Raw genomic sequence first — 23,012 nt, forward strand, 5'->3', positions numbered from 1 at the left:
ATCCCCGGCCCCGGCCCAGCAGCCGACGACGCAGACCGGTCCGATCCCGGCGCAGACCCCGGCCACCCCGGCCCAGCCGCAGCAGGTGCCGCCGTCCACGTCGCCGTTCACCTTCGCCCCGGCTCCGGGATACCCCTCGCAGCAGCCGTATCAGCCTCAGCCGTACCAGCCGTATCAGCAGCCCACATACGCGCCGGACCCGAACGATCCGGCGGGCGATCTCGACATCCCCGACTTCCTGCGCTGAGCCGCTGGCGCCGGGCGGAAAGACGAAAGCAACGAAAGGACAAGGACTTAAGACATGGCTGGGTTCATGAAGAACGCGATGTCCTATCTGGGCATGTCGGACGTGGCCGAGGACGATGACGACTTCGACGTCGCCGAGGAGCCGGAGACGCCCGTGGCGCCGGCTTCGACCTCGGCCCCGGCGTTCGACTCCGATCGTGTGGTGACCCCGATGCCGTCGACCAAGCCGGCGCAGTCGGGCCCGTCGCTGTCCGCGTCCTCCGGTTCCCGCGGCGCGAACCCGTTCCAGGCCCGCATGAACCGCATCACCACCATCCACCCGAAGTCCTATGAGGACGCGCAGATGGTCGGTCGCGCGATCCGCGACGGCGTGCCCGTCGTGCTGAACCTGACCGGCGTGCCTGAGGCCGTGGCCTACCGCATCGTCGACTTCTCCGCCGGCGTGGTGTTCGGCGTGCACGGTTCGATGGAGCGCGTCACGCCGCGCGTGTTCCTGCTGAGCCCCTCCCAGGTGAACATCAAGGTGGAGGAGCCGCTCGCCGCCAGCGGCGCGCAGGACCTGTTCGGCGACTGATCGACGCGTCGTCGACGTTCGTCAGCGTCCGCTCCCATACATTCGGCTCCCTTTTCCGGGAGCCGTTTGTGTTTGTTCCCAGCGAACGTTCCATGAATATTGGTACGGTGGCCGTATGCTTTTCATCATCCTGATGCGTCTGATCGACGGCCTCATCGACGCCTACATCACCGTGCTGTTCATCCGCATGATCCTCGACTGGGTCGCGATCCTCTCGCCGACGTGGCGTCCGCGCGGGTTCGTCTATACCATCATCGACATCGTCTATCGGATCACCGATCCGCCGCTACGTTGGCTGCGCCGCTACATCCCGTCGCTGCCGCTGGGGCCGGTGTCGCTCGATCTGAGCTTCATCGTCCTGTACTTCCTGCTGGTACTGCTGCGCGCGCTCATCTGACGCGCGCTCATCTGACGGAGCCCGTGACGGCGACAACATGCCTTGAATATCCCGCGAACACCACGAAAACTCCATAAAAGCTCAGGGTACGTGGTAAGGTCATGTGTGATACCAACGTAAGCGAGGCACAGCCCCAAAGCGAGGTGTAAGATTTATGGCTCTGTTGACGCCGAAAGACATCAGGGAGCGCACATTCCAGACGGTGCGTTTCAAGGAAGGATATGATGTCGACGAGGTCGACGATTTCCTTGATCAGGTCACCGAGACCGTTGAGGCGCTCGGCAAGCAGGCCGTCGCGGGAGGACAGGCGACCCAGTCGCTGGGCCCGGACGTCACCGCTCTCAATCAGAAGATCTCCGATCTCAACGCGCAGGTGCAGCAGCTGCAGGGCGAGAACAAGCAGCTGAAGGATGCAATGCAGCAGGGCGCCGGCAAGGGGGATCAGAACGCTCAGGTCGTCGCCGCGAAGCTGTCCGAGGCGGAGGAGTCCAACCGTGCGCTGACGTCGCAGAACGAGCAGCTCAAGGCCCAGACCGACCAGCTGAACGCGCAGATCGACCAGCTCACCGCGCAGGTCGCGCAGGCCTCCGGCAACCAGGATGCCGTCGCCCAGCAGATCGCCGCCATCCAGAAGGAGCGCGACCAGTTCCGCGCCCAGAACGAGGACCTGTCCCGTCAGGTGGCCGCCTTCCAGCAGCAGGCCGCCGGCGTGCAGCAGCAGGCGCAGCAGATCGCCGACCTGACCCGCAGGCTCGAGGAGTCCAAGCAGCGTGAGAACCAGCTGCGCGAGCAGGTCTCCAAGGTCGAGCCGAGCACCGAGACCGGCTCCCTGCAGAAGATCGCGGGCGCCGCGGCCGGTGCTGGCACCGAGCCCGAGCGCGCCACCGCCATGCTGACCCTGGCCATGCAGCTGCACGACCAGTACGTCGACAAGGGCAAGGCGAAGGCCAAGGAGATCTCCGAGAAGAGCCAGCGCGACTACAACGACCTCATCGGCAAGGCCAACGACTACTCCGACCGCACCCGCACCGAGGCTGACGACTACAACAAGCGCGTCCACTCCGACGCCGACGCATACTCCGACCGCACCCGTTCCGAGGCGGACGCCTACTCCGTCAAGACCCGTCAGGACGCGGACACCTACCTCACCGAGAAGCACAACGAGGCCGATCAGTACGAGGCCGAGGTGCAGCGCCGCGCCGCCGACTACGACAAGAAGGTCCGTGCGGACGCCGTCGCCTACGACAAGAAGCTGCGCGCCGAGTCCGATACGTACAGCAAGAAGACCCGTGCCGCGGCCGACGACTACGCGGATCAGGTGCGCACCAACCTGACCAACGAGTCCAAGCTCATCGAGGGCAACATCCAGGGTCTCAAGCAGTTCGAAGCCGAGTACCGCGCCCGCCTGACCGACTTCCTCGGCCAGCTGGTCAACCAGGTGTCGGATACGAACAATTACAGCCGAACCGAGCAGTCCGGCAAGTGATCTCGAGCTGAATCCACTCCATGGGACAGATTCGAAAGGGACGGCTGCGCGCACGCGTGGCCGTCTTTGCTTGTGTCGCCGTCGTCGCGCTGATCGTCGACCAGCTCACCAAACTGTGGGCGTTGGACGCGCTCGGCGACGGTCGTACGATCCCCGTCATCCCCGGCCTGCTGTCGTTCACGCTGGTGCGTAACCCCGGAGCCTCCCTCGGCTTCGGCTCCGGGTCCACGTGGATGATCTCGCTGCTGGCCATCGTCGCATGCGTGGCGTTGGTCGTGCTGGCCGTGCGCACCATCTCGCTGGGGTGGACCGTCGCGTTGTCGTTCGCGTTCGCGGGCGCGTTCGGCAACCTCATCGACCGTGTCGCCTACGCCGACGGCTTCCTCAACGGCAAGGTCGTCGACTTCCTCAACTACGGCTGGTCCGTGGGCAACGTGGCGGACGTGTATCTGGTCGTCGCCGGCGTCGTCATCGTCGTGATGCTCCTCACGAACGTGCCGTTCAGCCAGAAGGACCTCGACGAGAAGCGGGGTGCCGCCAGAGAAGGCGGGGCGGCATGAGCCGTCTGGTCCCGGCCCCCGATGCGCTGATCGGCAAGCGCTTCGACGTCGCGGTCTCCAAGATGCTGGGCGTCTCCCGCTCCAAGGCCGCCGAACTCATCGACTCCGGTCAGGCCCGTGTGCTCGACCGCAGCATCGCGAAATCGGGTATCCTCCAGTCCGGCGAGACCGTCGAATTCGACCTCGCCGAGGAACGCGAGGCGCCCGAGCCGATCGCCGAGGACATGGCCGTCGTCTATGAGGACGACGACGTCGTGGTGGTCGACAAGCCCGTCGGCGTCGCCGCGCACGCCTCCGTCGGCTGGACCGGTCCGACCGTGCTCGGTTCGCTGCGCGACCGCGGCGTACACATCACCTCGTACGGCGCCGCAGGACGCGAGGGCATCGTCTCCCGCCTCGACGTCGGCACGTCCGGCCTCATGCTCGTATGCAAGTCCGATCTCGCGTACGTCGAGATGCGACGGCAGTTCGCCGAACACGAGGTCGTCAAGACGTATCATGCGCTCGTGCAGGGCTCGCTCAAGCAGGACAAGGCGACGATCGAGGCGCCGATCGGCCGCGCGAAGGTGTCCGATTTCCGCTTCTGCGTGACTCCCGCCGGCAAGCCGGCCGTCACGCACTGGGATGTGATGGAGCGGTTCGGGGGAGAGGCGACGCTGGTGTCGGTCAACCTCGAGACCGGCCGCACGCATCAGATCCGCGTGCACTTCTCCTCGATCGGGCATCCGCTCGTCGGCGACCACATGTACGGCGCGAACCCGGTGCTCGCCGCCGAGGTCGGCCTCGACCGCCAGTGGCTGCACGCGATGCAGCTCGAGTTCCGCCACCCGCGCACCCGCGTGTGGACGACCGTCAAGTCGCAGTACCCCGCCGACCTCGCCCATGCTCTGGAGGTCATGCGCGCCCGCCACAAAAACGACGACGTGGTGGCCGCCGACTGACCCCCAACTCAGGCTCCCCTTGTCAGGGGAGCTGGCCCGCGAAGCGGGTCTGAGGGGTAGTTCATGTGGTGTGTTCCGTTACGGCATTGTCCGGTTAATACACCTGTAGAGTTGATGTCATCGGAATTGCGGTTCGTTGCATCGCAGCCTAGTACGTAATGGGAGGACTGTCGCGTGATCACAGGTCGCATCAAGAGCAAGGTGGATGATGTCTGGCAGCGCATGTGGGAGGGTGGCATCACCAACCCCATCGAGGTGATCACGCAGCTGACCTACCTCATGTTCATGAAGCAGCTCGACGACAACGACCTCGAGGCCGAACGTCTTGCCACCATGACCGGCCAGGAGTTCCACAGTGTGTTTCCCGACACTCCCGAAGGGCGGGAGATCCGCTGGCACGTATTCAAGACGATGCGCCCCGAGGACATGTTCGCCGTGGTGTCGGGCCGCGTGTTCCCGTTCATCAAGACGCTGCACACCGACAACGCGTTCGCCGAAAGCATGGAGGACGCCTCGTTCGGCTTCACCAAGCCGAAGACGCTGGAACGTGCCGTCAACGGCATCGACGACCTGCTCGACAACTATGTGACCGACCGGGACGATTTGGGCGACCTGTACGAGTACATGCTGAGCAAGCTCAACACGGCTGGCGCGAACGGCCAGTTCAGGACACCGCGGCATATCCGCGACATGATGGTCGCGCTCGTGGACCCGAAGCCCGGTCAACTGCTGTGCGATCCGGCGTGCGGTACGGCCGGGTTCCTCATCTCCGCCGCCGAATCGATCAAGGCGCGGTATGGCGACGACATGGATGAGAAGCAGTGGAACCTGTTCGAGGGACCTCAGTTCACCGGTTTCGACACGGATCAGACGATGGTGCGCATCTCCGCGATGAACATGCTGCTGCACGGTGTCACGCAGCCGGACATCCACAATCGCGACAGCCTCTCCCGCGCGAATACGATCCGCAACAGGTTCGACGTGGTGCTCGCCAATCCGCCGTTCACCGGTTCCGTGGACGTGGAGGGCGTGGACGACTCCCTCAAGGCCATCGTGGACACCAAGCAGACGGAACTGCTGTTCATCGGACTGTTCCTGCGCATGTTGAAGCCCGGCGGCCGTTGCGCGTGCATCGTGCCGAACGGTGTGCTGTTCCGCTCCAACGCGAAGGCGTATCGTCAGCTGCGTGAGGAGCTGGTGGAGCGGCAGAAGCTGGAGGCGGTGATCTCCATGCCATCCGGCGTGTTCAAGCCGTATTCGGGCGTGAGCACCGCAGTGCTCGTGTTCACCAAGACGGACACGCCCGGCAGCACCGGTGACGTGTGGTTCTACGACATGCGTCACGACGGGTTCACGTTGGACGACAAGCGCGACGAGGACACGATGCACAACGACATCCCCGACATCCTTGCGCGTTGGGCGGACCGTGACGGTGAGCGTGGGCGTGCGCGCACCGAACAGAGCTTTATGGCGCCTCGCGAGGAGATCATCGAGAAGGGTTACGACCTGAGCTTCAACAAGTACGTCGAGGTGGCGTACGAGAAGAAGGAGTATCCGCCGACCAGCCAGCTCATGGCCGAACTGCGCGACCTCAACGCGCGGTTCGTCAAGGGCATGGACGAGCTCGACGCCCTGCTCGCCAAGGATGGTGAGTGATGGATATGAAAAAAACTCGCTTGGGGGATGTAGTTACTGTCATCAACGGAAAAAACCAGCGTCTGGTGGAAAATCCTGCTGGTAAATACCCTATTTACGGTAGTGGAGGCGTAATGGGATACGCAGATTCCTTTATTTGTCCTCCAGATACTGTTGTTATAGGGCGTAAAGGAAATATCAACAAGCCAATATATGTAACAGAACCATTTTGGAATGTCGACACCGCATTTGGTCTTGTGAGTGATTCAAGCAAACTTCTACCAAGATATCTTTATCATTTTTGCCGTTTCTTTGACTTCGAGCGGCTCAATTCGACAGTGACTATTCCAAGTCTGACTAAAAGAAATTTACAGCAGGTGGAAATTCCCCTAGTTGATATAAGTGATCAGTATCATTTCGTGGCCATTCTTGATGTCATCGAACAGCAGATTACTTTTGCTAAGCAGATGCTGGCAAAGACCGACGAACTCGTACAGTCCCGCTTCATAGAGATGTTTGGCGACCCCATACAGGAGATCGACCGGTGGCCTCGTCGTAAGATGAATGATCTGTACGTCGTAACTTCGGCGAAGCGCATCTATGCCAAGGATTTGCAAACCAGCGGTGTCCCATTTTTGAAGCTTGGAGATCTGACCAGTCGGATCGCAGGAGACGAGTCGTTATGCTCCGGATATGTCGATTCTGAGACTTTTGCAAGGTTGAGAGCGAACGATCAGGTTCCGCAGGCAGATGACATTCTGGTAACCGCCCGTGGCACGATGGGACTGTGCTATGTGGTGAAGCCCACGGATGATTTCTACTTCCAAGACGGCATGATCACCTGGCTGAAGCAGCGGAAGGACAGTCCTGATCCGCTGTTCCTCGTTCATCTGTTCGCCATGCCATCATTCAGGAACCAGCTGTTGGGAATCACATCAGGTACAACGGTCTCGTATCTTTCCATCAAGGCGCTATCGAATACGGAGATACCTGTCCCGCCCATCGAACTGCAGCGAAAGTTCGCGGCGTTCGTGCGGCAGATCGAATCGCTGAAAACCGATCTGAACCAGCAGCTCGACCGCCTCAACACGTTGTACGATAGCCTTACACAGCGCTATTTCGCGTAGCCGGCGAAAGGAGTTGGCATGCCGATCGTGAGCATGTTCTACGGCATCATCGTGCGTATGTACGCAGATGACCACAACCCTCCCCATATGCACGTCGAATATCAGGGAACCAAGGCCGTGTACTCCCTTGAAGGCGATGTGTTGTCCGGTGAACTGCCCCGCAAACAGCACAGGCTAGTGGCGGCGTGGGCGGCGATCCACGAGGATGAGCTCAAAGCCTCGTGGGAAGTGTGCCATGCCGGCGAACAGCCGATGCGTATCGATCCGTTGCGTTAGAGGGAGCCGATGATGTCGTTTCTTGATTACCTGTGCGATGTGACCGAAGTGACGCCTCTGGACGGATACAGGCTGAAGGTCGCCTGCTCCGACGGCGCCCATGGCGTGTTCGACATGTCGAAATACCTCGATCAGGGTGACTTCCGAGCGTTGCGCGACAGGTCCGTCTTCCGTGGCGTGAGACTCGTGGCCGGCGCCCCGACTTGGCCGAATGGCATCGACATCGCCCCGGAACGCGTCCGTTCCGACATGGTCGTCGACTAGGGGAGTCGGCCGATAAAGGGCAGAGAAGGCAGGGAAGGCAGAGCGATGGGCAATTTCACGTACCTCCTGAACAACGCCGAATACGGGATGTTCGCACAGGCGTGCGTGGACGCGGAGAATGCGTTCTATCTCTCGCCGACGATCAGCGCGATGGCCACGCGCCGCGCCTTCGAACTCGCCGTCAAATGGATGTACGCCGCGGACAGCGCGATCACGCCGCCGTACAAGGACAACCTGCAATCCCTCGTGCATGAACCCACGTTCATCCAAGCCATCGGCAACGAACAACTGTGGCAGTCCTTCCAATACATCATCAAGAACGGCAACATGGCCACCCACCGCGAGGTGAGGATCAAGCCCGAGAACACGCTCTTCGCCCTGAAGCTCCTCTTCACGTTCACCCAATGGATCGACTACACGTACGGCAGCGATTACCGACGCCGCACCTTCGACCCGAAACAGATCCCCACCGTCACCTACACGCTCTCCGCCGAGGAGATCAAACGCAAGGAGGAGGCCGCCCGCAAGGAGTATCAGGCGCAGATCGGCGAGAAGGACGCGCACATCGAAGCCCTCGAACAGCGCGTGCGCGAGCTCTCCGAACAGCTCGCCGAGCGCAAGGCGGCCCCTCACACGACACAGGAGCCCGAGCCGTCGATCGACCTCAACGAGTACGAGACGCGAGTGCAGTTCATCGACCAGGACCTCGCCCGCGTCGGATGGGACATGGATCGCGACGTCATCCGCGAACGTCCCGTCAACGACATGGACGGAGAGCCCGGCAAGACCGGAAGAATCGACTACCTGCTCAACGGACGCAACGGTAAGCCCCTCGCCATCATCGAGGCGAAACGCACCTCGCGGGACGTGCGGGAAGGACTCACCCAGGCGCTCCGGTACGCCGACTGCATCGAACGCGAATATGGCGACCGGCCGCTCGTGTTCCTCTCCAACGGCTATCAGACCCAATACGTGGCCGGCGCCCATGGCAACCCGAGGCCCGTCGGCGGGGTGTTCTCCCGCGCCGATATGGAACGCATCATGCAACGCCGTAAGAGGGAAACACGACCCTCCACTGTCCCCGTCGACCTGAACATCGCAGGCAAAGGGCGTCCCTACCAGATCGAAGCCATCAGGGCGATATGCGACACGATCGAGCAGGGACAGCGTCGCGCCCTGCTCGTCATGGCCACCGGCACCGGCAAGACCCGCGTCTCGGCGGCGCTCACCGACGTGCTGATGAGAGCGAACCTCGTCACCAATGTGCTGTTCCTCGCCGACCGCGTCACCCTCGTCGAACAGGCCGCAAACGACTACGGCGAATACCTGCCCAACCAGTCGCTGTGCAACATGTGCGGCAAGAAACGCGACCTCACCGCACCCATCGTGTTCTCCACCTACCAGACCATGGTCAACGCCATCGATGCACAGACCGACGAAAACGGGCGCCAGGTCTTCTCTCCGGCACACTTCGACCTCATCATCGTGGACGAGGCGCACCGGTCCATCTTCAACAAGTTCCGCGTCATCTTCGACTATTTCGACGCGCTCGTCGTCGGACTCACCGCCACGCCGCGAGACGAGGTGGACCGCAACACCTACGAGTTCTTCCACGTCGAGAACGGGGTACCCACCTACGTGTACGAGTACGAGCAGGCCCTGAAGGACGGCGTGCTCGTGCCGTACCACAACATCGAGGCGTCCACGAAGTTCATGGACGACGGCATCGTGTACGACGATCTTCCAGATGACGAGAAACGACGCTACGAGGAGGATTTCGGCGAGAAGGAGCTCGGACTTGCGCCCGACGGTCGGGACATTGGCGAGGACGGTGAAGACGAAGAGGGCTGGAAGCGTGACGTGCCCGACCATGTGGACGCCGATGCGCTCAACCGGTTCGTGATGAACCCTTCCACCGTGGACGCCGTGCTTGATGATCTCGAGACCAACGGCATCAAGACGGCCGGCGGGGAACGTCTCGGCAAGACCGTCATCTTCGCCGTCAATCAGGCGCACGCCCACTACATCGTGCAACGGTTCGGCGAACGGTGGCCGAAACTCGCGGCTCAGGGATACATCGCCGCGGTCGTGCATGGCGACGACCATTCCCACCGTCTCATCAAAGATTTCAAACGCAAGCCCATGCCGGTCATCACCGTGTCCGTCGACATGATGGACACCGGCGTCGATGTACCTGAAATCGTCAATCTCGTCTTCTTCAAGAAGGTCCGTTCCAAGATCAAGTTCCTGCAGATGGTCGGCCGCGGCACGCGCCGTTGCGATGGCCTCGACTGCGTGGACGGCATCGACGGCGAATACGTGGATAAGCGTCGTTTCATCATCTTCGACTACTGCTCGAACTTCGCCTTCTTCCGCACCAACCCCAATACCGTCGACGTCAGCCCAGCCGGGTCGCTGAGCGAAGCTGTGTTCGCGCGCAAGGCGTCGATCGCGAGGACGCTCCAATCGGCGCCATACGCCGAAGACGCGGACCTGCGCGCATGGCGTCGGGAACTCGCCGATGACCTCCACGCCCGCGTGGCCGAACTCAACGACGCGACCGCGGCCGTACGGCTCAGGCGGGCCGCCGTCGAACCGTTCCGCGAACGGTCGCGATTCGATGTGATCAGCGAACTCGATCTGCATACGCTCACCGAGGATGTGGCGCCGCTCGTCCGCTACGACGAGTCCGATGAGGATGCGCTGCGCTTCGACTCGCTCATCTACGGCCTCATGCTCACGCGGATCAAGGACGGGTCCTCGAAGCGGAACTCCCGCTTCTTTGCCAGTCGCATACGCCGTTCCGTCTCCAGACTGAACGACCGCATGACCCTGGACCCGGTGCTGGAGCAGCGTGAACTCATCGAACACATCTCCTCCGACTCCGGGTATCTCATCGGAGCGGACCTCAAGGAGTTGGAACGCATCCGCGTCGCCCTGCGCGGACTCATCCGGTACACCGCCGGGGAAGGAGGACGACGCCTCATCATCACCGACCTGTCCGACCCCGTGACATGGCGAACGGAAGGTGAACCGTTCGACATGAGCGAGCACTACGAGGACTACAAGCTCAAGGTCAACCGCTACATCAACGAGCATCTCAACGAAGGGGTGATCGGCAAGATCCACCGCAACGAGCCGATCACGGCGGACGACTACGGCGATCTCCAGCACATCTTCGTCGAATACCTCGGCACGCGTGAGGACTACAAGGCCACCTATGCGGACAGCCCGTTCGGGCTGCTGGTGCGACGCATCGCGAAACTCGACCACAAGGCGGCCGAGGAGGCGTTCGCCGACTTCATCAACAAGCATCCGCTGAACCCCCAGCAGACCGCGTTCCTACACATGGTCGTCGCCTACATCGAAGCCAACGGGTATCTCGATCCAAGCGACCTCGGCAAACCTCGCTTCAGCCGACCCCGTCCCCTCATGCAGCTGTTCCCGGGCGGGCTCGCCGGGGACCTCATCGTCTGCATCAGACGGGTCATGGACAACGCGAAGATGCCCTCCGGCACGAAGTGACGGCAGACCCGACGGTATGCTGGAACGCATGGCTGATTCGGGAAACTTCGTGCATCTGCATAATCACACGCATTATTCGCTGCTCGACGGGGCGTCCAAGATCCCGGATCTGGCGAAGTACACGGCCGAACTGGGCATGCCGGCGGTCGCCATCACGGATCACGGCAACATGCATGGCGCGTACGAGATGTACACGAACTGCGTGGCCAACGGTGTCAAGCCGATCATCGGCATCGAGGCGTATGTGACGCCGGAGACCGCGCGTCAGGACAAGTCGCGCGTGCATTGGGGCACCGAGGAGCAGCGCAGTGACGACGTCTCCGGCGGTGGTCTGATCACGCATATGACGATGTGGGCGGAGAACGACGAGGGTCTGGTGAACCTCATCAAGGCGTCGTCGGTGGCGAACCTCGAGGGCCGCGTGCAGCGTTATCCGCGTATGGACAAGGAGGTGCTCGCGACCTATTCGAAGGGCGTGATCGCCTCCTCGGGCTGCCCGTCGGGCATCATCCAGACGAGGTTGCGTCTGGGGCAGTTCGATGAGGCGTTGCGTGCGGCGGGGGAGTTCCAGGACATCTTCGGGCGTGACAACTTCTACATCGAGCTGATGGATCACAACCTGGATATCGAGAGGCAGGTCACGTCCGGTCTGCTGGACATCGCCAAGCGGCTGAACGCGCCGCTGCTGGCCACGAACGACTCGCATTACGTGCATGCGGAGGACGCGGAGGCGCAGGACGCGATGCTGTGCATCAACTCGGGTTCGCATCTGGACGATCCGAACCGGTTCAAGTTCGACGGTACGGGCTATTACATCAAGCCGGCCGAGGAGATGCGTGAGCTGTTCCGCGAGTTCCCCGAGGCGTGCGACAACACGATCGAGGTGGCGGAGCGGTGCAACGTGATCTTCGACGATCACGAGGACGGCGCGTTCATGCCGCAGTTCGACTGCCCGGAGGGGTGGGACGAGGCGAGCCTGTTCCTCAAGAAGGTCGAGGAGGGCCTGGAGCGCCGGTATGACGGCAACGTGCCCGAATACGTCTCCAAGCAGGCGGATTACGAGTGCGGCGTGATCTGTCAGATGCAGTTCTGCGGCTACTTCCTGGTGGTGGCGGACTACATCCAGTGGGCGAAGGACCACGGGATCATGGTGGGTCCGGGGCGTGGTTCGGCGGCAGGTTCGATGGTCGCGTACGCGATGGGCATCACCGAGCTGGACCCGTTGAAGCATGGCCTGATCTTCGAGAGGTTCCTGAACCCGGAGCGTGTGAGCTTGCCGGATATCGATGTGGACTTCGACCCGGAGGGACGTCTGCATGTGATCGACTACTGCGGCGAGAAGTACGGGCGGGACAAGGTCGCCCAGTGCGTGATCTACGGCGTGATCAAGACGAAGCAGGCGTTGAAGGACTCGGCGCGCATCATGGGCTACGAGTTCGCGATGGGCGACAAGGTCACCAAGGCGCTGCCGCCGTCGAAGAACGGCAAGGACGCGAGCCTCAAGGAGATCTTCGACCCGGAGTCGAAGCGGTATGCGGAGGCGCGTGAGTTCCGCGAGCTGTACGAGTCGGACCATGACGTGCACATGATCGTCGACAAGGCGAAGACGATCGAGGGTCTGATCCGTCAGACGGGCGTGCACGCGTGCGCGACGATCATGGGTAGCGAGCCGATCACGGACACGTCCCCGTTGTTGGAGCGTACGGACGGCACGGTGACGACCACGTTCGAGTACCATACGTGCGAGACGCTGGGGCTGGTGAAGATGGACTTCCTCGGCCTGTCCAACTTGACGGTCATCCAGGACACGCTGAGGAACATCGAGGCGAACGGCAAGCCGGCGATCGACTACACGAAGATCCCGTTGGACGACAAGGCCACGTACGAGCTGCTGTCGCGCGGCGACACGCTGGGCGTGTTCCAGCTGGATTCCGATGGCATGCGCAGCCTGCTCAAGATGTTGAAGCCGGATAACTTCAACGACATCTCCGCATTGATCGCCCTGTACCGTCCGGGCCCGATGTCGATGGATTCGCACACGAACTACGCCAAGCGCAAGAACGGGTTGCAGAAGATCACGCCGATCCACCCCGAGCTGGACGAGCCGTTGAGGCAGGTGCTCGACGAGACGTATGGTCTGATCATCTACCAGGAGCAGGTGCAGTCCGCGGCCCGCATCCTGGCCGGCTATTCGTTGGGCAAGGCCGACGTGCTGCGGCGTGCGATGGGCAAGAAGAAGCCGGAGGTGCTGGCCAAGGAGAAGATCCCGTTCTTCGCGGGCATGAAGGAGCACGGCTATTCCGAGGAGGCGTCGCAGGCCGTGTGGGACGTGCTGGTCCCGTTCTCCGGGTACGCGTTCAACAAGGCGCACTCGGCCGCGTACGGCCTGATCTCCTACTGGACCGCGTATTTGAAGACCCATTATCCGGTCGAGTTCATGGCCGCGCTGTTGCAGGGTACGAAGGACAACAAGGACAAGACCGCGCTCTATCTGGGCGAGGCGCGGCGCATGGGCATCCAGGTGCTCTCGCCGGACGTCAACGAGTCGCAGTTCGCGTACTCGGCCGTGGGCGACGTGGTGCGTTTCGGCCTGGGCGCGATCCGCAACGTGGGCGAGAAGCCGGTGGCCGACATCATCGCCGAGCGGGAGAGCCCGCGCGGCAAGTACGTGAACTTCATGGACTTCATCCGCCGCGTGCCCCTGACCGCGCTCAACAAGCGCCTCGTGGAATCGCTGATCAAGGCCGGCGCGTTCGACTCCATCGACCCCAACCGCCGCGCCCTGTTCCAGATCCACGAGGCCGCGATCGACTCGGTCGTCAGCCTCAAACGCAAGCAGGCCGAAGGCCAGTTCGACCTGTTCTCCGACGACGAGGACGGGGGAGCGGAGGCGATGGGCGACGCGTCCGTCACCGTGCCCGACGTCGAGGACTGGGACAAGAAGACCAAGCTCAACTTCGAACGCGAGATGCTCGGCCTGTACGTCTCCGACCACCCGCTCTCGGGCATGACCGCCGTACTCGCCGGACTGCGCGAGATGTCCATCGCGCATCTGATCGACCGCGCCAGGACGATGGGCGAAGGCCAGCAGGTCACCCTCGCCGGCCTCGTCACCGGCGTCGACCGGCGCGTCTCCAAGAAGGGCAACGCGTGGGCGATCGTCACCATCGAGGATCTGGAAAGCTCCATCCAGTGCATGTTCTTCGGCAAGGTGTACGAGGCCGCGGCCGCCCAGCTCGCCGTCGACCAGGTCGTGCAGATCCGCGGACAGGTCGAGATGCGCGACGAGACCGTCTCCCTGCGCGCCACCGACATGCAGGTCCCCTCGCTCGAGGCGGAGGACGAACGGCCGTTCGTCATCACCCTGCCCGAAGTGGCGCTCGACCGGCAGCACATGATGAAACTCGGCCAGGTGCTCACCAACCACCCCGGATACTGCGAGGTCAAACTCGCGATCATGGACGAGAAGGGCAACGCGCAGGTGATGACCTTCGGCGACCGGTTCCGTGTCAAACGAGACACCTCCCTGTTCGCCGAGATCAAGATCCTCTTCGGCCCGAGCTGTCTGCCCGCCGCGTAGCGCCGGGACAACCGGAACGGGTCATGATCCCGGTTGCAGAACGGCGTACGATGGGCCTCGAACGGTCCGGGCGAGAGAAATCGGAACCGGCCCGGACCGGCATGCAATCATGCAAGGGGAGGTCCTGTCATGGCATTTGAAGCATCCGAGGAAACGACATTGCGTTCTCCGGAACTCGCGTTGAACGACGCGAACCACACCGTCATCCCGCAGATCGGATTCGGCGTGTTCCAGATCCCGCCCGAGGACACGCAGCGCGCCGTCGAGGAGGCACTGGCGATCGGCTACCGCCACATCGACACGGCGGCCGCCTACTACAACGAGAAGGAGGTCGGCGACGCGCTCAAGGCCACCGGCATGGCCGGCAAGGTGTGGGTCACCACCAAGCTGCGCAACTGCGATCAGGGCCGCGAACCGGCGCGCATCGCACTCGAGCGCTCGCTGGAGAAGCTCGGGCTCGACCACGTCGACATGTACCTGATCCACTGGCCGTTCCCCGCCGTCGACCTGTACCGCGAGACGTGGCGTTCGCTGCTCGACCTGCGTGACGCCGGACTCATCCGCGTGCCCGGCGTGAGCAACTTCCTGCCCGAGCATCTGCAGGCCATCATCGACGACTCCGGGGCCACCCCGGCCGTCAACCAGATCGAGGTCCATCCGCGCTTCAGCCAGCCGGACAACCTCGCCTTCTGCAAGGACCACGGCATCACCGTGGAGGCGTACAGCCCGCTCGGCCACGGCTCCGACATGGGCGCCGAACCCGTGCTCGAGGCCGCCAAGGCGCACGATGTCACGCCGGCGCAGGTCGTGCTGCGCTGGCATACGCAGGAGGGGCGCATCGTCATCCCGAAGTCGAAGCATCCCGACCGTATGAAGCAGAACCTCGAGGCGGCGTCGTTCGACCTCACGGACGCCGAGCTCGCGTCCATCGACGCGCTCCACGACCCGCACGGGAACGTGAGCGCGGACCCGGCGACGTTCGTGCAGTCCCAGTCCTGGGCCAACCAGCACTCGCGCGGCAACATCTGAGCTCATAGTTGGGGCGCCGCCGTTATGTGACGATGCGCGACACACTCAAGGCCGTTCGGCCAAGCCTACGGTCGCGCATCATCACATAACGGCGGCTTTAGTTTAGTGGTGAACTCACGTCACGCGATTCTGATTGAAAATCCCGTTAAGCGTCCGGTCACCACGGTTTTGAGGTTTGGTTCTGCTTGGCCTTTTTGTCGAGGTTCTGTTGGGTTGAGGTGCTGGTGTCGGTGGACTGCTGGTTCGCCTTGAGAAGCTGCTCGATCTGGGCCTTCTGCTGATCGGTCAGGGCCGGGCCGTCGTCCTTGCCCTGCGACTGGTCGGTGGCGGCTCCCGAATCGCCGTTCGATGATCCGCCGGAGCCACCGGAGCTGTTCGTGCCCTGTTGCTCGGCCAGACGCTGTTTGATCAGGGCAGTGAGCTTGCGGGAGACCTCGGTGTTCGTTGCGATCGACGATCTGACGTCGGGCAGCAGGACCGCGTCGAACGCGGCGGCGTCCTCGAACTGGGCGTCGGTCTGCTGCTGGCTGGCCTCGAGCGTGGCGAGATCCGCATCCTCCTTGACCGCCGCCTTGATGTTGCGGGTCAGCGTGGCGGTCGCCTGATTGAACTGGCCGACGGCCATGAGGTTCAGGCAGGCGAATCCGCCCACGCCGAGGACGGCCGCGGCGAGAACCGCCAGTACGATGCGCACCGGCAGGGACGCGCGGGCGCGGGGCTTCCCGCCGCCGTCCGTACGGAACTCCCGTGATGCCCGTGATTCCCGGGATCGTGCGTGCGTGCTCATATCAGCCTCCTCGACAGAACCAGTTGCGCGCCGAACTCCCACGTCAGCAGCACGGCCATCACGATGGCCAGCGGCCAGACGACCGGGGCGGTGCGCGTACGGGATTTGACGGTCTGCGTGAGACGCCACGCCTTGGACGCCTTGGACGATATGGCGTCCTTGGTCGTGTTCGTGGCGTCCATCGCCAGATACGTGCCGCTCATCTCGTCGGCGATGTCCTTGAGGTTCTGCTCGTCCATCTTCGAGATGCCCGGCTGGCCGGTGTCCGGGTCGGTGACCCACTCCTGGCTGTTCTGGCCGTTCTGCGCGGTCCCGTCGGTCACGCCGTCGGCGATCCTCGGGATGCGTCCGCCGGCGGTCGAGCCGACGCCCACGGTGAACGCGTCGGTCAGATAGCCACGCAGCGTGGAGAAGGTGCGCCTCGTCCTGGCGGAGGTCTGCTCGCCATCGGTGATGACGTACAGCACGATCGCGTCGTCGGGATGCCGGTCGCGGGTCTCCTTCAGCGTCGAGACCAGCTGGTCGAGCGGCGCGTCCAGCGACGAGCCGGACGACACGCTCGTCGCCTCGGGCGTGAGCGTCGCCGCCCAGTTGCGGATCGCCGGGGCGTCCGGCGTGAGCGGCACGTCCAGCGTGCCGGAGGCGCCGAACCGCATCGCGGCGAAACTCGCGTCCGGGTACAGTCCGGTCAGATCGTCGACGGCCTTGCGGGCCGCGTCCAGACGGGTGATGGTCTCGTCGGAGCCGTATTTCGCGTCCGCGACCGCCATCGAACCGGTCACGTCGACCGCCACGATCACATCCGTGGCGTTGACCGCGCGGGACGTGGTCGTCGACACCACCGACGGCGTCAGCACCATCAGCGCGGCCGTCACGCACATCAGCACGCGTCGCACGCACGCCGCGACCGTCTCGTCGCCGGCGGCTCCGCGCGCATGACGCACGATGCCGATCACGGCGAACACCAGCAGGACGGCGGCGACGAGCCCGCCGGCGATCCACCCGAGCGCGGGGGAGAGGGTCAAGGAACCAACATCGTTCATCGCTTCAGCCTCCAGACCGTCAACAGCCATGCGGCCAGCGCCACGACCATCGCGAGCGTCCACCATCCCGGCGCGTCGACGAGCGCGGCCTGATCGGTCTTCTGCTCCTTGGCCTTGCGCCGTCCGTCGATGTCGCGCACCAGCCCGTCCACGCTCGAACCGTTCGACTGCGTGAGGAACACGCCGCCGTGCGACTCGATGAGCTGCTTCATGCGCGTCGTCGTGTTCTCTCTCTCGCTCTCCTTTGGTCCGGAGAACAGGCCGTCGACCGTGATCCCGGCCTGCGCGGTCAGATCCAGCGCCTGCTCCAGGGTGTACGTCGGCGTGCCGGACACCACGTTGTCGGTGGCGAGCACGATCGACGCGGCGCGCGTGCGACCGGCGTCGCCTGACGAGCCGTCCGAGGAGCCGGACGAGCTGGACGAACCATACGTGAAACCGGGCAGCATCGCCGCGCACGACACCACGCCATCGCCGATCAGCGACGTCGTGTCCTTGCGGTTCTGCGTTCCCTCAAGCCAATCCGAGACCCGCTGGTAGTCGGCGTCGCTCATCTTGTCGATGTCGTCCTGCGATTCGACGCCCCTGAGCGTCTTCGACGCCTCCTCAAGCTGTTTGGCGACCAGATCGTAGTCGTCGGTCAACGGGAACACCGTGCGCGAGGTCGAGTTGAAGATGCTCATGCCGATGCGTTCGCCCTGGAACCGCGACACCAGATCACGGTAGGTGTCGATCACCTGACGGTCGTACGGCAACGTCGAACCGGAGACGTCGAGACACAGCACGATGTCGCGGCTCGACGAACGCTCCTCGCCGGAATCCACCGTCGACGGGCGCGCGACCAACGCGACCGCCAGCGCCAGCGCGAGCACGATGAACACCGCCGCGGCGCGGTTCAGCCACCGCCACTGACGGAACAGCTTCGACGCGGCCTCGGTGTTGAGATCGTCGTCCAGCGAGAACACGCGCATCGCGTCGTCCCCGCTTCCGTTTCGGCCGCGACGCGACAGCGCGACGATCAGGATGATGATCGCCACGACGGCGAGCGCACCGGCGAGCGCGGCCCAGGGCCATTGCCATGACAGCTGCATCAGCGGGACCACCTTTCCACCAGATTCGCCACCCATCCGGCGGCCTCCTCCACACTGGCCTCGCGGGCGTCGGGGTTGACGGCCGTATCCGCGAACTCCGGCGGGTAGAGGGCCGAGATCGTCATGCGCAGCAGGTCGAGCCCCTGCTTGGTCGATTCCGTGCGCGGTTCGCGGCGGATGTCCGCGAGCGTGTGGGAGGTGAGGTCACGCCCCGACGCCTCGGACGCGTAGTCGCGGGCGATGCCGGCCAGCGCGGCGAACGCCTCCTCGCGGTCCAGTTCGCCGGAGTCGTGCCGCGAGACCACCTCGTCGATGCGACGGTGCCATGCGCGGCGGTCCGCGGCACCCGTGTGGGCCCCGCGTGGCTGCGCCTTGGCCCGCGTCTTGCGCGGACGCGACAGCAGCACCACGGCGACGATGAGGATGACGGCCAGCGCGGCGCAGGCGCCGGCGACGATGGCGAGCATGGGTGTCAGGTCGAGCTGGCCGACCGGCGTGAGATCCGACGTCGTCATACCCTGCCTCCCGCGAGCGCGCGCGAGATCAATGCCACGAACGCGTCGAACATGGCCTCGCTGGATCCGGCGTGGATCAGGTGCCCGCCCACGCGTCCGAGCTCATGTTCCAGCGCGGCCGCCATGTACGCGCGATGCGTGTCCACCTGCTGCGCCGCACGGGGGTTCGCGAGGAACGCGGGCAGTCGTCGTCCGGACAGTCCGTCGAACACATGGGCGGAGATGCCCGCCGAGAACGGGTTGAGCGTCGCCACGTCGATGAGCACGATCGGATGCGTGCGGGCGATCAGCCGCAGCGTGCGCATATGCTCCTTGCCCAGCGCCTGCTCGTCGGTCGCGATCACCACCAGCGCGTCACGGTCCTTGATGCGGCGCGCGTAATCGAGCAGCGCGCCGATGTTGCGCCCGTGCGTCCACCTGCGGTTCAGCGCACCGTCCAGCGTGCGTTCGAACTGGGCGAACCCGCCGTGGAACGGCACGCGGGTGATGCTCGCCGCGTCGCCGAACACCAGCGAGACGTCGTCGGAACGACGCAGCGACAGCGCCGCGAACATGCGCAGCCCGTTCGCCGCGACCTCGTAGGCCCTCTCTCCCGACGCGCACGAACCGGTCATCTCGACGCCGGCATCGAGCAGCATCCACACGCGGGAGGTGACCAGACGCTCGCGACGCACCACCATGGGCCGTCCCTGACGGGCGCTGGTCTTCCATTCGATGAGACGCGCCTCGTCGCCGGCCTCATAGGCTCGCACGTCCATCAGCTCGTCCGAGCCGCCGGCGCGTCTCGACGTATGCTCGCCCTCGACCACGCCCAGCGCCCTGCGGACGGTGGGCAGCGTCATCCGCGTGCCCAGCGCCTCGATCCTGGCCCTGATCGGATCGTCGATCATGGAACGGGAACCGCCCTGACGATGCTGTCGACCACCTGATCGGCGGTCACGCCGTCCGCCAGCGCCTCGAACGTGAGCAGCACGCGGTGGCGCAGGATCTCGCGCATATGCGCCTTGAGATCCTCCGGGACCACATAGTCGCGTCCCGCCAGCAGCGCGCTCGCCTGACCGATGCGGATCAGCGCGATCGAGGCGCGCGGCGAGGCGCCGAGCCTGACCAGCGAACCCAGCGACGCCACCGGATGCGAGCCGGCGCCGCGCGAGGTGGCGGTCACATCGGCCGCATAGCGCATGATCGCGTCGGAGACGTGCACGCGGCGGGCCGAGGCGCGCAGGAACTCGACGTCGCGGATCGTGATCTGATCGGCCGTGAGCTGCGAGGGGTCGAACACGTCCGAGCCGCGGCGGGTAAGCAGCGCCAGCATGCGCGTCTCCTCGTCCGGCGTCGGATAGGTCATCATCGCCTTCATCATGAAACGGTCCATCTGGGCCTCGGGCAGCGCGAACGTGCCCTCCTCCTCGATGGGGTTCTGCGTGGCGATCACCATGAACGGACGCGGCAGGGGGATGCGCTGGCCGCCGATCGTCGTCGCGCCCTCGGCCATCGCCTCGAGCATCGCCGACTGCGTCTTCGCGTTCGAGCGGTTGATCTCGTCGAGCAGCACGAAATTGGCGTGGATCGGGCCGATCTGCGTGGTGAACTTCTGCGTGGAGAAATCGAAGACCTGCGTGCCGACCAGATCGGAGGGCATGAGGTCCGGCGTGCACTGCACGCGCTTGAACGTGCCCGACACGGAGGTCGCCAGCGTCTGCGCCGCCGTGGTCTTCGCCAGGCCCGGCACCGATTCGATGAGGATGTGGCCGCCGGCGACCAGGGTCAGGATCAGCGATTCGCGAAGATTGTCCTGGCCGACGAGCGTCTGGGAGAAACGGGCGCGGATGCGGTCGGCGAGCTCCTTGGAGCGCGCGACGTCATCGGCGGTCAGCGCGCCCGCCGACGCGGGGGATTGCATCGTCGGCATGGTCGGCATCGTCTGCATGGTCGGCATCAGAGGCGGTTGCGCAGGCTGCGAGGGCGTCTGCGGTTTGGGAGGGAAAATTGCCATGCGCTCCACTGTAACTAGGTGCGGTGACTGGGGTGGTGGGGAGGGGAGCGGATTATGCGATGCCCGACACACTCAAGGCACCCGGCTTTCGCCGGGCCTCGCAGCATAGCTGCTCGCCTCGCCTATGTGCAGTCCACTGGACTGCACATGTAACGGCTCAGCAGCCAGGCCTACGGTCGGTCATCGCATAATCCGCTCCCCACCAAGTTGCGTTTTCTCCGCACGGGTTAAGCGCGGGGCGAATTTTCCGGGAGGGGCTAGGGGAGTTGCCAGTCTATGGGGGTGGAGCCCATGGCGGTGAGGGCCTGGTTGGCTCGGGAGAAGGGGTGGGAACCGAAGAAGCCGCGGGAGGCGGACAGGGGGCTCGGGTGCGGGGATTTGATGATGACGGCGTTGGTCAGCAGCGGCTCCAGAGTCTGCGCGTTGCGGCCCCACAGGATCGCGACCAGCGGCCGCGGCTTGCCGCTCTCCGGGTCGACGCGGTCGTTGAGGGCGCGGATCGCTGCCTCGGTGACCTTCTCCCAGCCCTTGCCCTGATGGGAGTTCGGGCGTCCGACGCCCACGGTCAGGCACCTGTTGAGCAGCAGCACGCCGCGTTCGGTCCACGGGGTCAGGTCGCCGTTGGACGGTTCGGGCACGCCCAGATCGGAGACGAGCTCCTTATATATATTGATCAGGCTTTTGGGCAGTGGGCGCACGTCCGGGGCCACGCAGAAGCTCAGCCCCACCGGATGACCCGGCGTGGGGTAGGGGTCCTGACCCACGATCAGCACCTTGATCGAATCGAAGGGGATGGTGAAGGCGCGCAGGATGTTGTGGCTGGCGGGCAGCCAATGACGCCCGGCGCGGTTCTCCTCACGCAGGAACTCGCCCATGCGGTGGATGTCCGGTTCGACGTCCGCCAACGCGGCGGCCCAGCCGGGTTCGACCAGTTCACTCAGTGGTTTGACGCTCATGGGGTCCACTCTACGCGCGTCGCGGCCCCGAACGTGCATATCCGGTGGCGCACCGTGCGCCGTCATTGCATCCGGGGCGGCGCTGACGTTACACTCATGGGTAGTTCATATGGATGGAGGAATCACGAATATGGCGCACAGTGACAAGGACAACGGCGGATCCTACGAGCCGGACGTGTTCGACAACCCGCCGAAGGGGCCCGCCGGGGTGCACCGGGGCAATCGTTCCCTGTCCGCCCGCATCGCTCCGTTCATCGCCGTCGTGCTGGTCGCCGCGTTGGGCGGATTCGCCGCGTGGGGCGTCTTCTCCGGTGAGGTGAATCACATTCCATGGCCGTGGGCGTCCGATTCCTCGCAGAGCGCGTCGGCCGACGCCTCCTCGTCGGATTCGTCGTCCAAGTCGTCCGGCTCCTCCTCGACCGGAACGGATTCGTCGTCCAAGGACTCCTCGTCCGACTCGTCCGCTTCCTCCGATTCCTCTGACTCTTCCGGCAAGTCGGCGTCCTCCTCCGATTCGTCGGCGACCCAGCAGGATGCCACGGACCAGCAGTCCTCCGCCGACGCGCAGGCGCAGCAGGACGCCGCCCAGCAGGAGGCGCAGCAGCAGGCCCAGGCTCAGGCCCAGGCGGCCGCCCAGCCGGACAAGTCCGCCTCGGTGCGCGTGATCAACGGCACCCGCACCTCCGGCTACGCCGCGTCGAAGAAGAACACGCTCGCTGCCGCGGGCTACACGAACGTCGTGGCCGCCAACCCCCAGTCCTCCCTGCCGAGCTCCACCGTCGTGTGGTATCGCCGCGATGCGGACAAGGCCACCGCCCAGGACGTGGCCTCCACGTTGGGCATCTCCAACGTGCAGCAGTCCACGGCCATCTCCGCCTCCGTCGTGGTGGTGCTGATGAGCTGATCCCCATTCGTCAGGTCCCGTGGCCCCGTCTTTGAGCCGGCCGTACGGGGTCCATGAGGTCGTGAAGATTCCATGAATCC

The 23,012-nt window shown here is 64.2% G+C and carries 20 protein-coding genes and 1 pseudogene; 14 read left to right on the top strand and 7 right to left on the bottom strand.

Annotation, left to right across the window (positions count from 1 at the left end; all coding sequences use genetic code 11):
• The 13 genes and pseudogenes from CSQ85_RS10075 to CSQ85_RS10135 form a co-directional block, all read left to right on the top strand.
• Positions 1 to 247: pseudogene (locus tag CSQ85_RS10075) on the top strand (cell division protein FtsZ); the annotation flags it as partial.
• A gap of 54 nt (positions 248 to 301) precedes the next feature.
• Positions 302 to 820, top strand: coding sequence for a cell division protein SepF (locus tag CSQ85_RS10080; RefSeq protein WP_107041192.1), 519 nt, complete (start codon positions 302 to 304; stop codon positions 818 to 820).
• Between the two features lie 115 nt (positions 821 to 935).
• The gene (locus CSQ85_RS10085) at positions 936 to 1,217 is read left to right on the top strand and encodes a YggT family protein (RefSeq protein ID WP_107041193.1); all 282 of its coding nucleotides are present in this window, start codon (positions 936 to 938) and stop codon (positions 1,215 to 1,217) included.
• Positions 1,218 to 1,371: 154 nt separating this feature from the next.
• Positions 1,372 to 2,703, top strand: coding sequence for a DivIVA domain-containing protein (locus tag CSQ85_RS10090; protein ID WP_150383943.1), 1,332 nt, complete (start codon positions 1,372 to 1,374; stop codon positions 2,701 to 2,703).
• A 20-nt stretch (positions 2,704 to 2,723) separates the two neighbouring features.
• Positions 2,724 to 3,263 carry a signal peptidase II gene (gene lspA, locus CSQ85_RS10095; RefSeq protein ID WP_150383944.1) on the top strand — a complete coding sequence of 180 codons (540 nt, stop codon included), beginning with the start codon at positions 2,724 to 2,726 and terminating at the stop codon, positions 3,261 to 3,263.
• Entirely contained in the window at positions 3,260 to 4,204 is a 945-nt protein-coding gene (locus tag CSQ85_RS10100) for an RluA family pseudouridine synthase (RefSeq protein WP_150383945.1), read from the top strand. The genes lspA and CSQ85_RS10100 overlap by 4 nt, the downstream gene beginning before the upstream one ends.
• A 174-nt stretch (positions 4,205 to 4,378) precedes the next feature.
• Positions 4,379 to 5,860, top strand: coding sequence for a class I SAM-dependent DNA methyltransferase (locus CSQ85_RS10105; protein ID WP_150383946.1), 1,482 nt, complete (start codon positions 4,379 to 4,381; stop codon positions 5,858 to 5,860).
• A complete protein-coding gene (locus CSQ85_RS10110) occupies positions 5,860 to 6,966 on the top strand; it encodes a restriction endonuclease subunit S (RefSeq protein WP_150383947.1) in 1,107 nt (368 codons plus the stop codon). The genes CSQ85_RS10105 and CSQ85_RS10110 overlap by 1 nt, the downstream gene beginning before the upstream one ends.
• A gap of 18 nt (positions 6,967 to 6,984) precedes the next feature.
• Positions 6,985 to 7,242, top strand: a complete 258-nt coding sequence (locus tag CSQ85_RS10115; protein ID WP_150383948.1) for a DUF4160 domain-containing protein — start codon at positions 6,985 to 6,987, stop codon at positions 7,240 to 7,242.
• Between the two features lie 12 nt (positions 7,243 to 7,254).
• Positions 7,255 to 7,506, top strand: a complete 252-nt coding sequence (locus CSQ85_RS10120) for a DUF2442 domain-containing protein (RefSeq protein ID WP_107041250.1) — start codon at positions 7,255 to 7,257, stop codon at positions 7,504 to 7,506.
• A gap of 45 nt (positions 7,507 to 7,551) precedes the next feature.
• Positions 7,552 to 11,031, top strand: coding sequence for a DEAD/DEAH box helicase family protein (locus CSQ85_RS10125; protein WP_150383949.1), 3,480 nt, complete (start codon positions 7,552 to 7,554; stop codon positions 11,029 to 11,031).
• 28 nt (positions 11,032 to 11,059) lie between these two features.
• The gene (dnaE, locus tag CSQ85_RS10130) at positions 11,060 to 14,611 is read left to right on the top strand and encodes a DNA polymerase III subunit alpha (RefSeq protein WP_190973006.1); all 3,552 of its coding nucleotides are present in this window, start codon (positions 11,060 to 11,062) and stop codon (positions 14,609 to 14,611) included.
• Positions 14,612 to 14,740: 129 nt separating this feature from the next.
• A complete protein-coding gene (locus CSQ85_RS10135) occupies positions 14,741 to 15,640 on the top strand; it encodes an aldo/keto reductase (RefSeq protein WP_150383951.1) in 900 nt (299 codons plus the stop codon).
• Between the two features lie 157 nt (positions 15,641 to 15,797).
• Here the strand turns inward: CSQ85_RS10135 and CSQ85_RS10140 are convergent, their stop codons facing one another.
• The 7 genes from CSQ85_RS10140 to CSQ85_RS10170 form a co-directional block, all read right to left on the bottom strand.
• Positions 15,798 to 16,427, bottom strand: a complete 630-nt coding sequence (locus tag CSQ85_RS10140; protein ID WP_150383952.1) for a DUF6466 family protein — start codon at positions 16,425 to 16,427, stop codon at positions 15,798 to 15,800.
• Positions 16,424 to 17,470 (bottom strand): vWA domain-containing protein, encoded by a 1,047-nt coding sequence (locus CSQ85_RS10145; protein WP_150383953.1) that lies wholly within the window; start codon positions 17,468 to 17,470, stop codon positions 16,424 to 16,426. The genes CSQ85_RS10140 and CSQ85_RS10145 overlap by 4 nt, the downstream gene beginning before the upstream one ends.
• Positions 17,467 to 18,561, bottom strand: a complete 1,095-nt coding sequence (locus CSQ85_RS10150) for a vWA domain-containing protein (RefSeq protein ID WP_150383954.1) — start codon at positions 18,559 to 18,561, stop codon at positions 17,467 to 17,469. The genes CSQ85_RS10145 and CSQ85_RS10150 overlap by 4 nt, the downstream gene beginning before the upstream one ends.
• The gene (locus tag CSQ85_RS10155; protein ID WP_150383955.1) at positions 18,561 to 19,076 is read right to left on the bottom strand and encodes a hypothetical protein; all 516 of its coding nucleotides are present in this window, start codon (positions 19,074 to 19,076) and stop codon (positions 18,561 to 18,563) included. The genes CSQ85_RS10150 and CSQ85_RS10155 overlap by 1 nt, the downstream gene beginning before the upstream one ends.
• Entirely contained in the window at positions 19,073 to 19,966 is an 894-nt protein-coding gene (locus CSQ85_RS10160; RefSeq protein WP_150383956.1) for a DUF58 domain-containing protein, read from the bottom strand. The genes CSQ85_RS10155 and CSQ85_RS10160 overlap by 4 nt, the downstream gene beginning before the upstream one ends.
• Complete coding sequence (locus CSQ85_RS10165; protein ID WP_150383957.1) at positions 19,963 to 21,072, bottom strand: AAA family ATPase; 1,110 nt, start codon at positions 21,070 to 21,072, stop codon at positions 19,963 to 19,965. The genes CSQ85_RS10160 and CSQ85_RS10165 overlap by 4 nt, the downstream gene beginning before the upstream one ends.
• A 257-nt stretch (positions 21,073 to 21,329) precedes the next feature.
• Entirely contained in the window at positions 21,330 to 22,028 is a 699-nt protein-coding gene (locus tag CSQ85_RS10170; protein ID WP_150383958.1) for a uracil-DNA glycosylase, read from the bottom strand.
• Between the two features lie 130 nt (positions 22,029 to 22,158).
• On the opposite strand from CSQ85_RS10170, the gene CSQ85_RS10175 reads away from it, so the two are divergent.
• Complete coding sequence (locus CSQ85_RS10175) at positions 22,159 to 22,932, top strand: LytR C-terminal domain-containing protein (protein WP_150383959.1); 774 nt, start codon at positions 22,159 to 22,161, stop codon at positions 22,930 to 22,932.
• Positions 22,933 to 23,012: the final 80 nt, after the last annotated feature.

It is taken from the genome of Bifidobacterium rousetti (genome assembly GCF_008698235.1).
GTDB classification, from domain to species: Bacteria; Actinomycetota; Actinomycetes; order Actinomycetales; family Bifidobacteriaceae; genus Bifidobacterium; species Bifidobacterium rousetti.

What these genes read in the sequence shown, in the direction of transcription:
- CSQ85_RS10090 (WP_150383943.1), top strand. Translation starts at nt 1,372, where the DNA reads ATGGCTCTGTTGACGCCGAAAGACATCAGGGAGCGCACATTCCAGACG.
- CSQ85_RS10160 (WP_150383956.1), bottom strand. Translation starts at nt 19,966, where the DNA reads ATGATCGACGATCCGATCAGGGCCAGGATCGAGGCGCTGGGCACGCGG.
- CSQ85_RS10100 (WP_150383945.1), top strand. Translation starts at nt 3,260, where the DNA reads ATGAGCCGTCTGGTCCCGGCCCCCGATGCGCTGATCGGCAAGCGCTTC.
- CSQ85_RS10145 (WP_150383953.1), bottom strand. Translation starts at nt 17,470, where the DNA reads ATGAACGATGTTGGTTCCTTGACCCTCTCCCCCGCGCTCGGGTGGATC.
- dnaE (WP_190973006.1), top strand. Translation starts at nt 11,060, where the DNA reads ATGGCTGATTCGGGAAACTTCGTGCATCTGCATAATCACACGCATTAT.
- CSQ85_RS10080 (WP_107041192.1), top strand. Translation starts at nt 302, where the DNA reads ATGGCTGGGTTCATGAAGAACGCGATGTCCTATCTGGGCATGTCGGAC.
- CSQ85_RS10170 (WP_150383958.1), bottom strand. Translation starts at nt 22,028, where the DNA reads ATGAGCGTCAAACCACTGAGTGAACTGGTCGAACCCGGCTGGGCCGCC.
- CSQ85_RS10165 (WP_150383957.1), bottom strand. Translation starts at nt 21,072, where the DNA reads ATGGCAATTTTCCCTCCCAAACCGCAGACGCCCTCGCAGCCTGCGCAA.
- CSQ85_RS10140 (WP_150383952.1), bottom strand. Translation starts at nt 16,427, where the DNA reads ATGAGCACGCACGCACGATCCCGGGAATCACGGGCATCACGGGAGTTC.
- CSQ85_RS10135 (WP_150383951.1), top strand. Translation starts at nt 14,741, where the DNA reads ATGGCATTTGAAGCATCCGAGGAAACGACATTGCGTTCTCCGGAACTC.
- CSQ85_RS10175 (WP_150383959.1), top strand. Translation starts at nt 22,159, where the DNA reads ATGGCGCACAGTGACAAGGACAACGGCGGATCCTACGAGCCGGACGTG.
- CSQ85_RS10120 (WP_107041250.1), top strand. Translation starts at nt 7,255, where the DNA reads ATGTCGTTTCTTGATTACCTGTGCGATGTGACCGAAGTGACGCCTCTG.
- CSQ85_RS10115 (WP_150383948.1), top strand. Translation starts at nt 6,985, where the DNA reads ATGCCGATCGTGAGCATGTTCTACGGCATCATCGTGCGTATGTACGCA.
- CSQ85_RS10125 (WP_150383949.1), top strand. Translation starts at nt 7,552, where the DNA reads ATGGGCAATTTCACGTACCTCCTGAACAACGCCGAATACGGGATGTTC.
- lspA (WP_150383944.1), top strand. Translation starts at nt 2,724, where the DNA reads ATGGGACAGATTCGAAAGGGACGGCTGCGCGCACGCGTGGCCGTCTTT.
- CSQ85_RS10155 (WP_150383955.1), bottom strand. Translation starts at nt 19,076, where the DNA reads ATGACGACGTCGGATCTCACGCCGGTCGGCCAGCTCGACCTGACACCC.
- CSQ85_RS10110 (WP_150383947.1), top strand. Translation starts at nt 5,860, where the DNA reads ATGGATATGAAAAAAACTCGCTTGGGGGATGTAGTTACTGTCATCAAC.
- CSQ85_RS10085 (WP_107041193.1), top strand. Translation starts at nt 936, where the DNA reads ATGCTTTTCATCATCCTGATGCGTCTGATCGACGGCCTCATCGACGCC.
- CSQ85_RS10150 (WP_150383954.1), bottom strand. Translation starts at nt 18,561, where the DNA reads ATGCAGCTGTCATGGCAATGGCCCTGGGCCGCGCTCGCCGGTGCGCTC.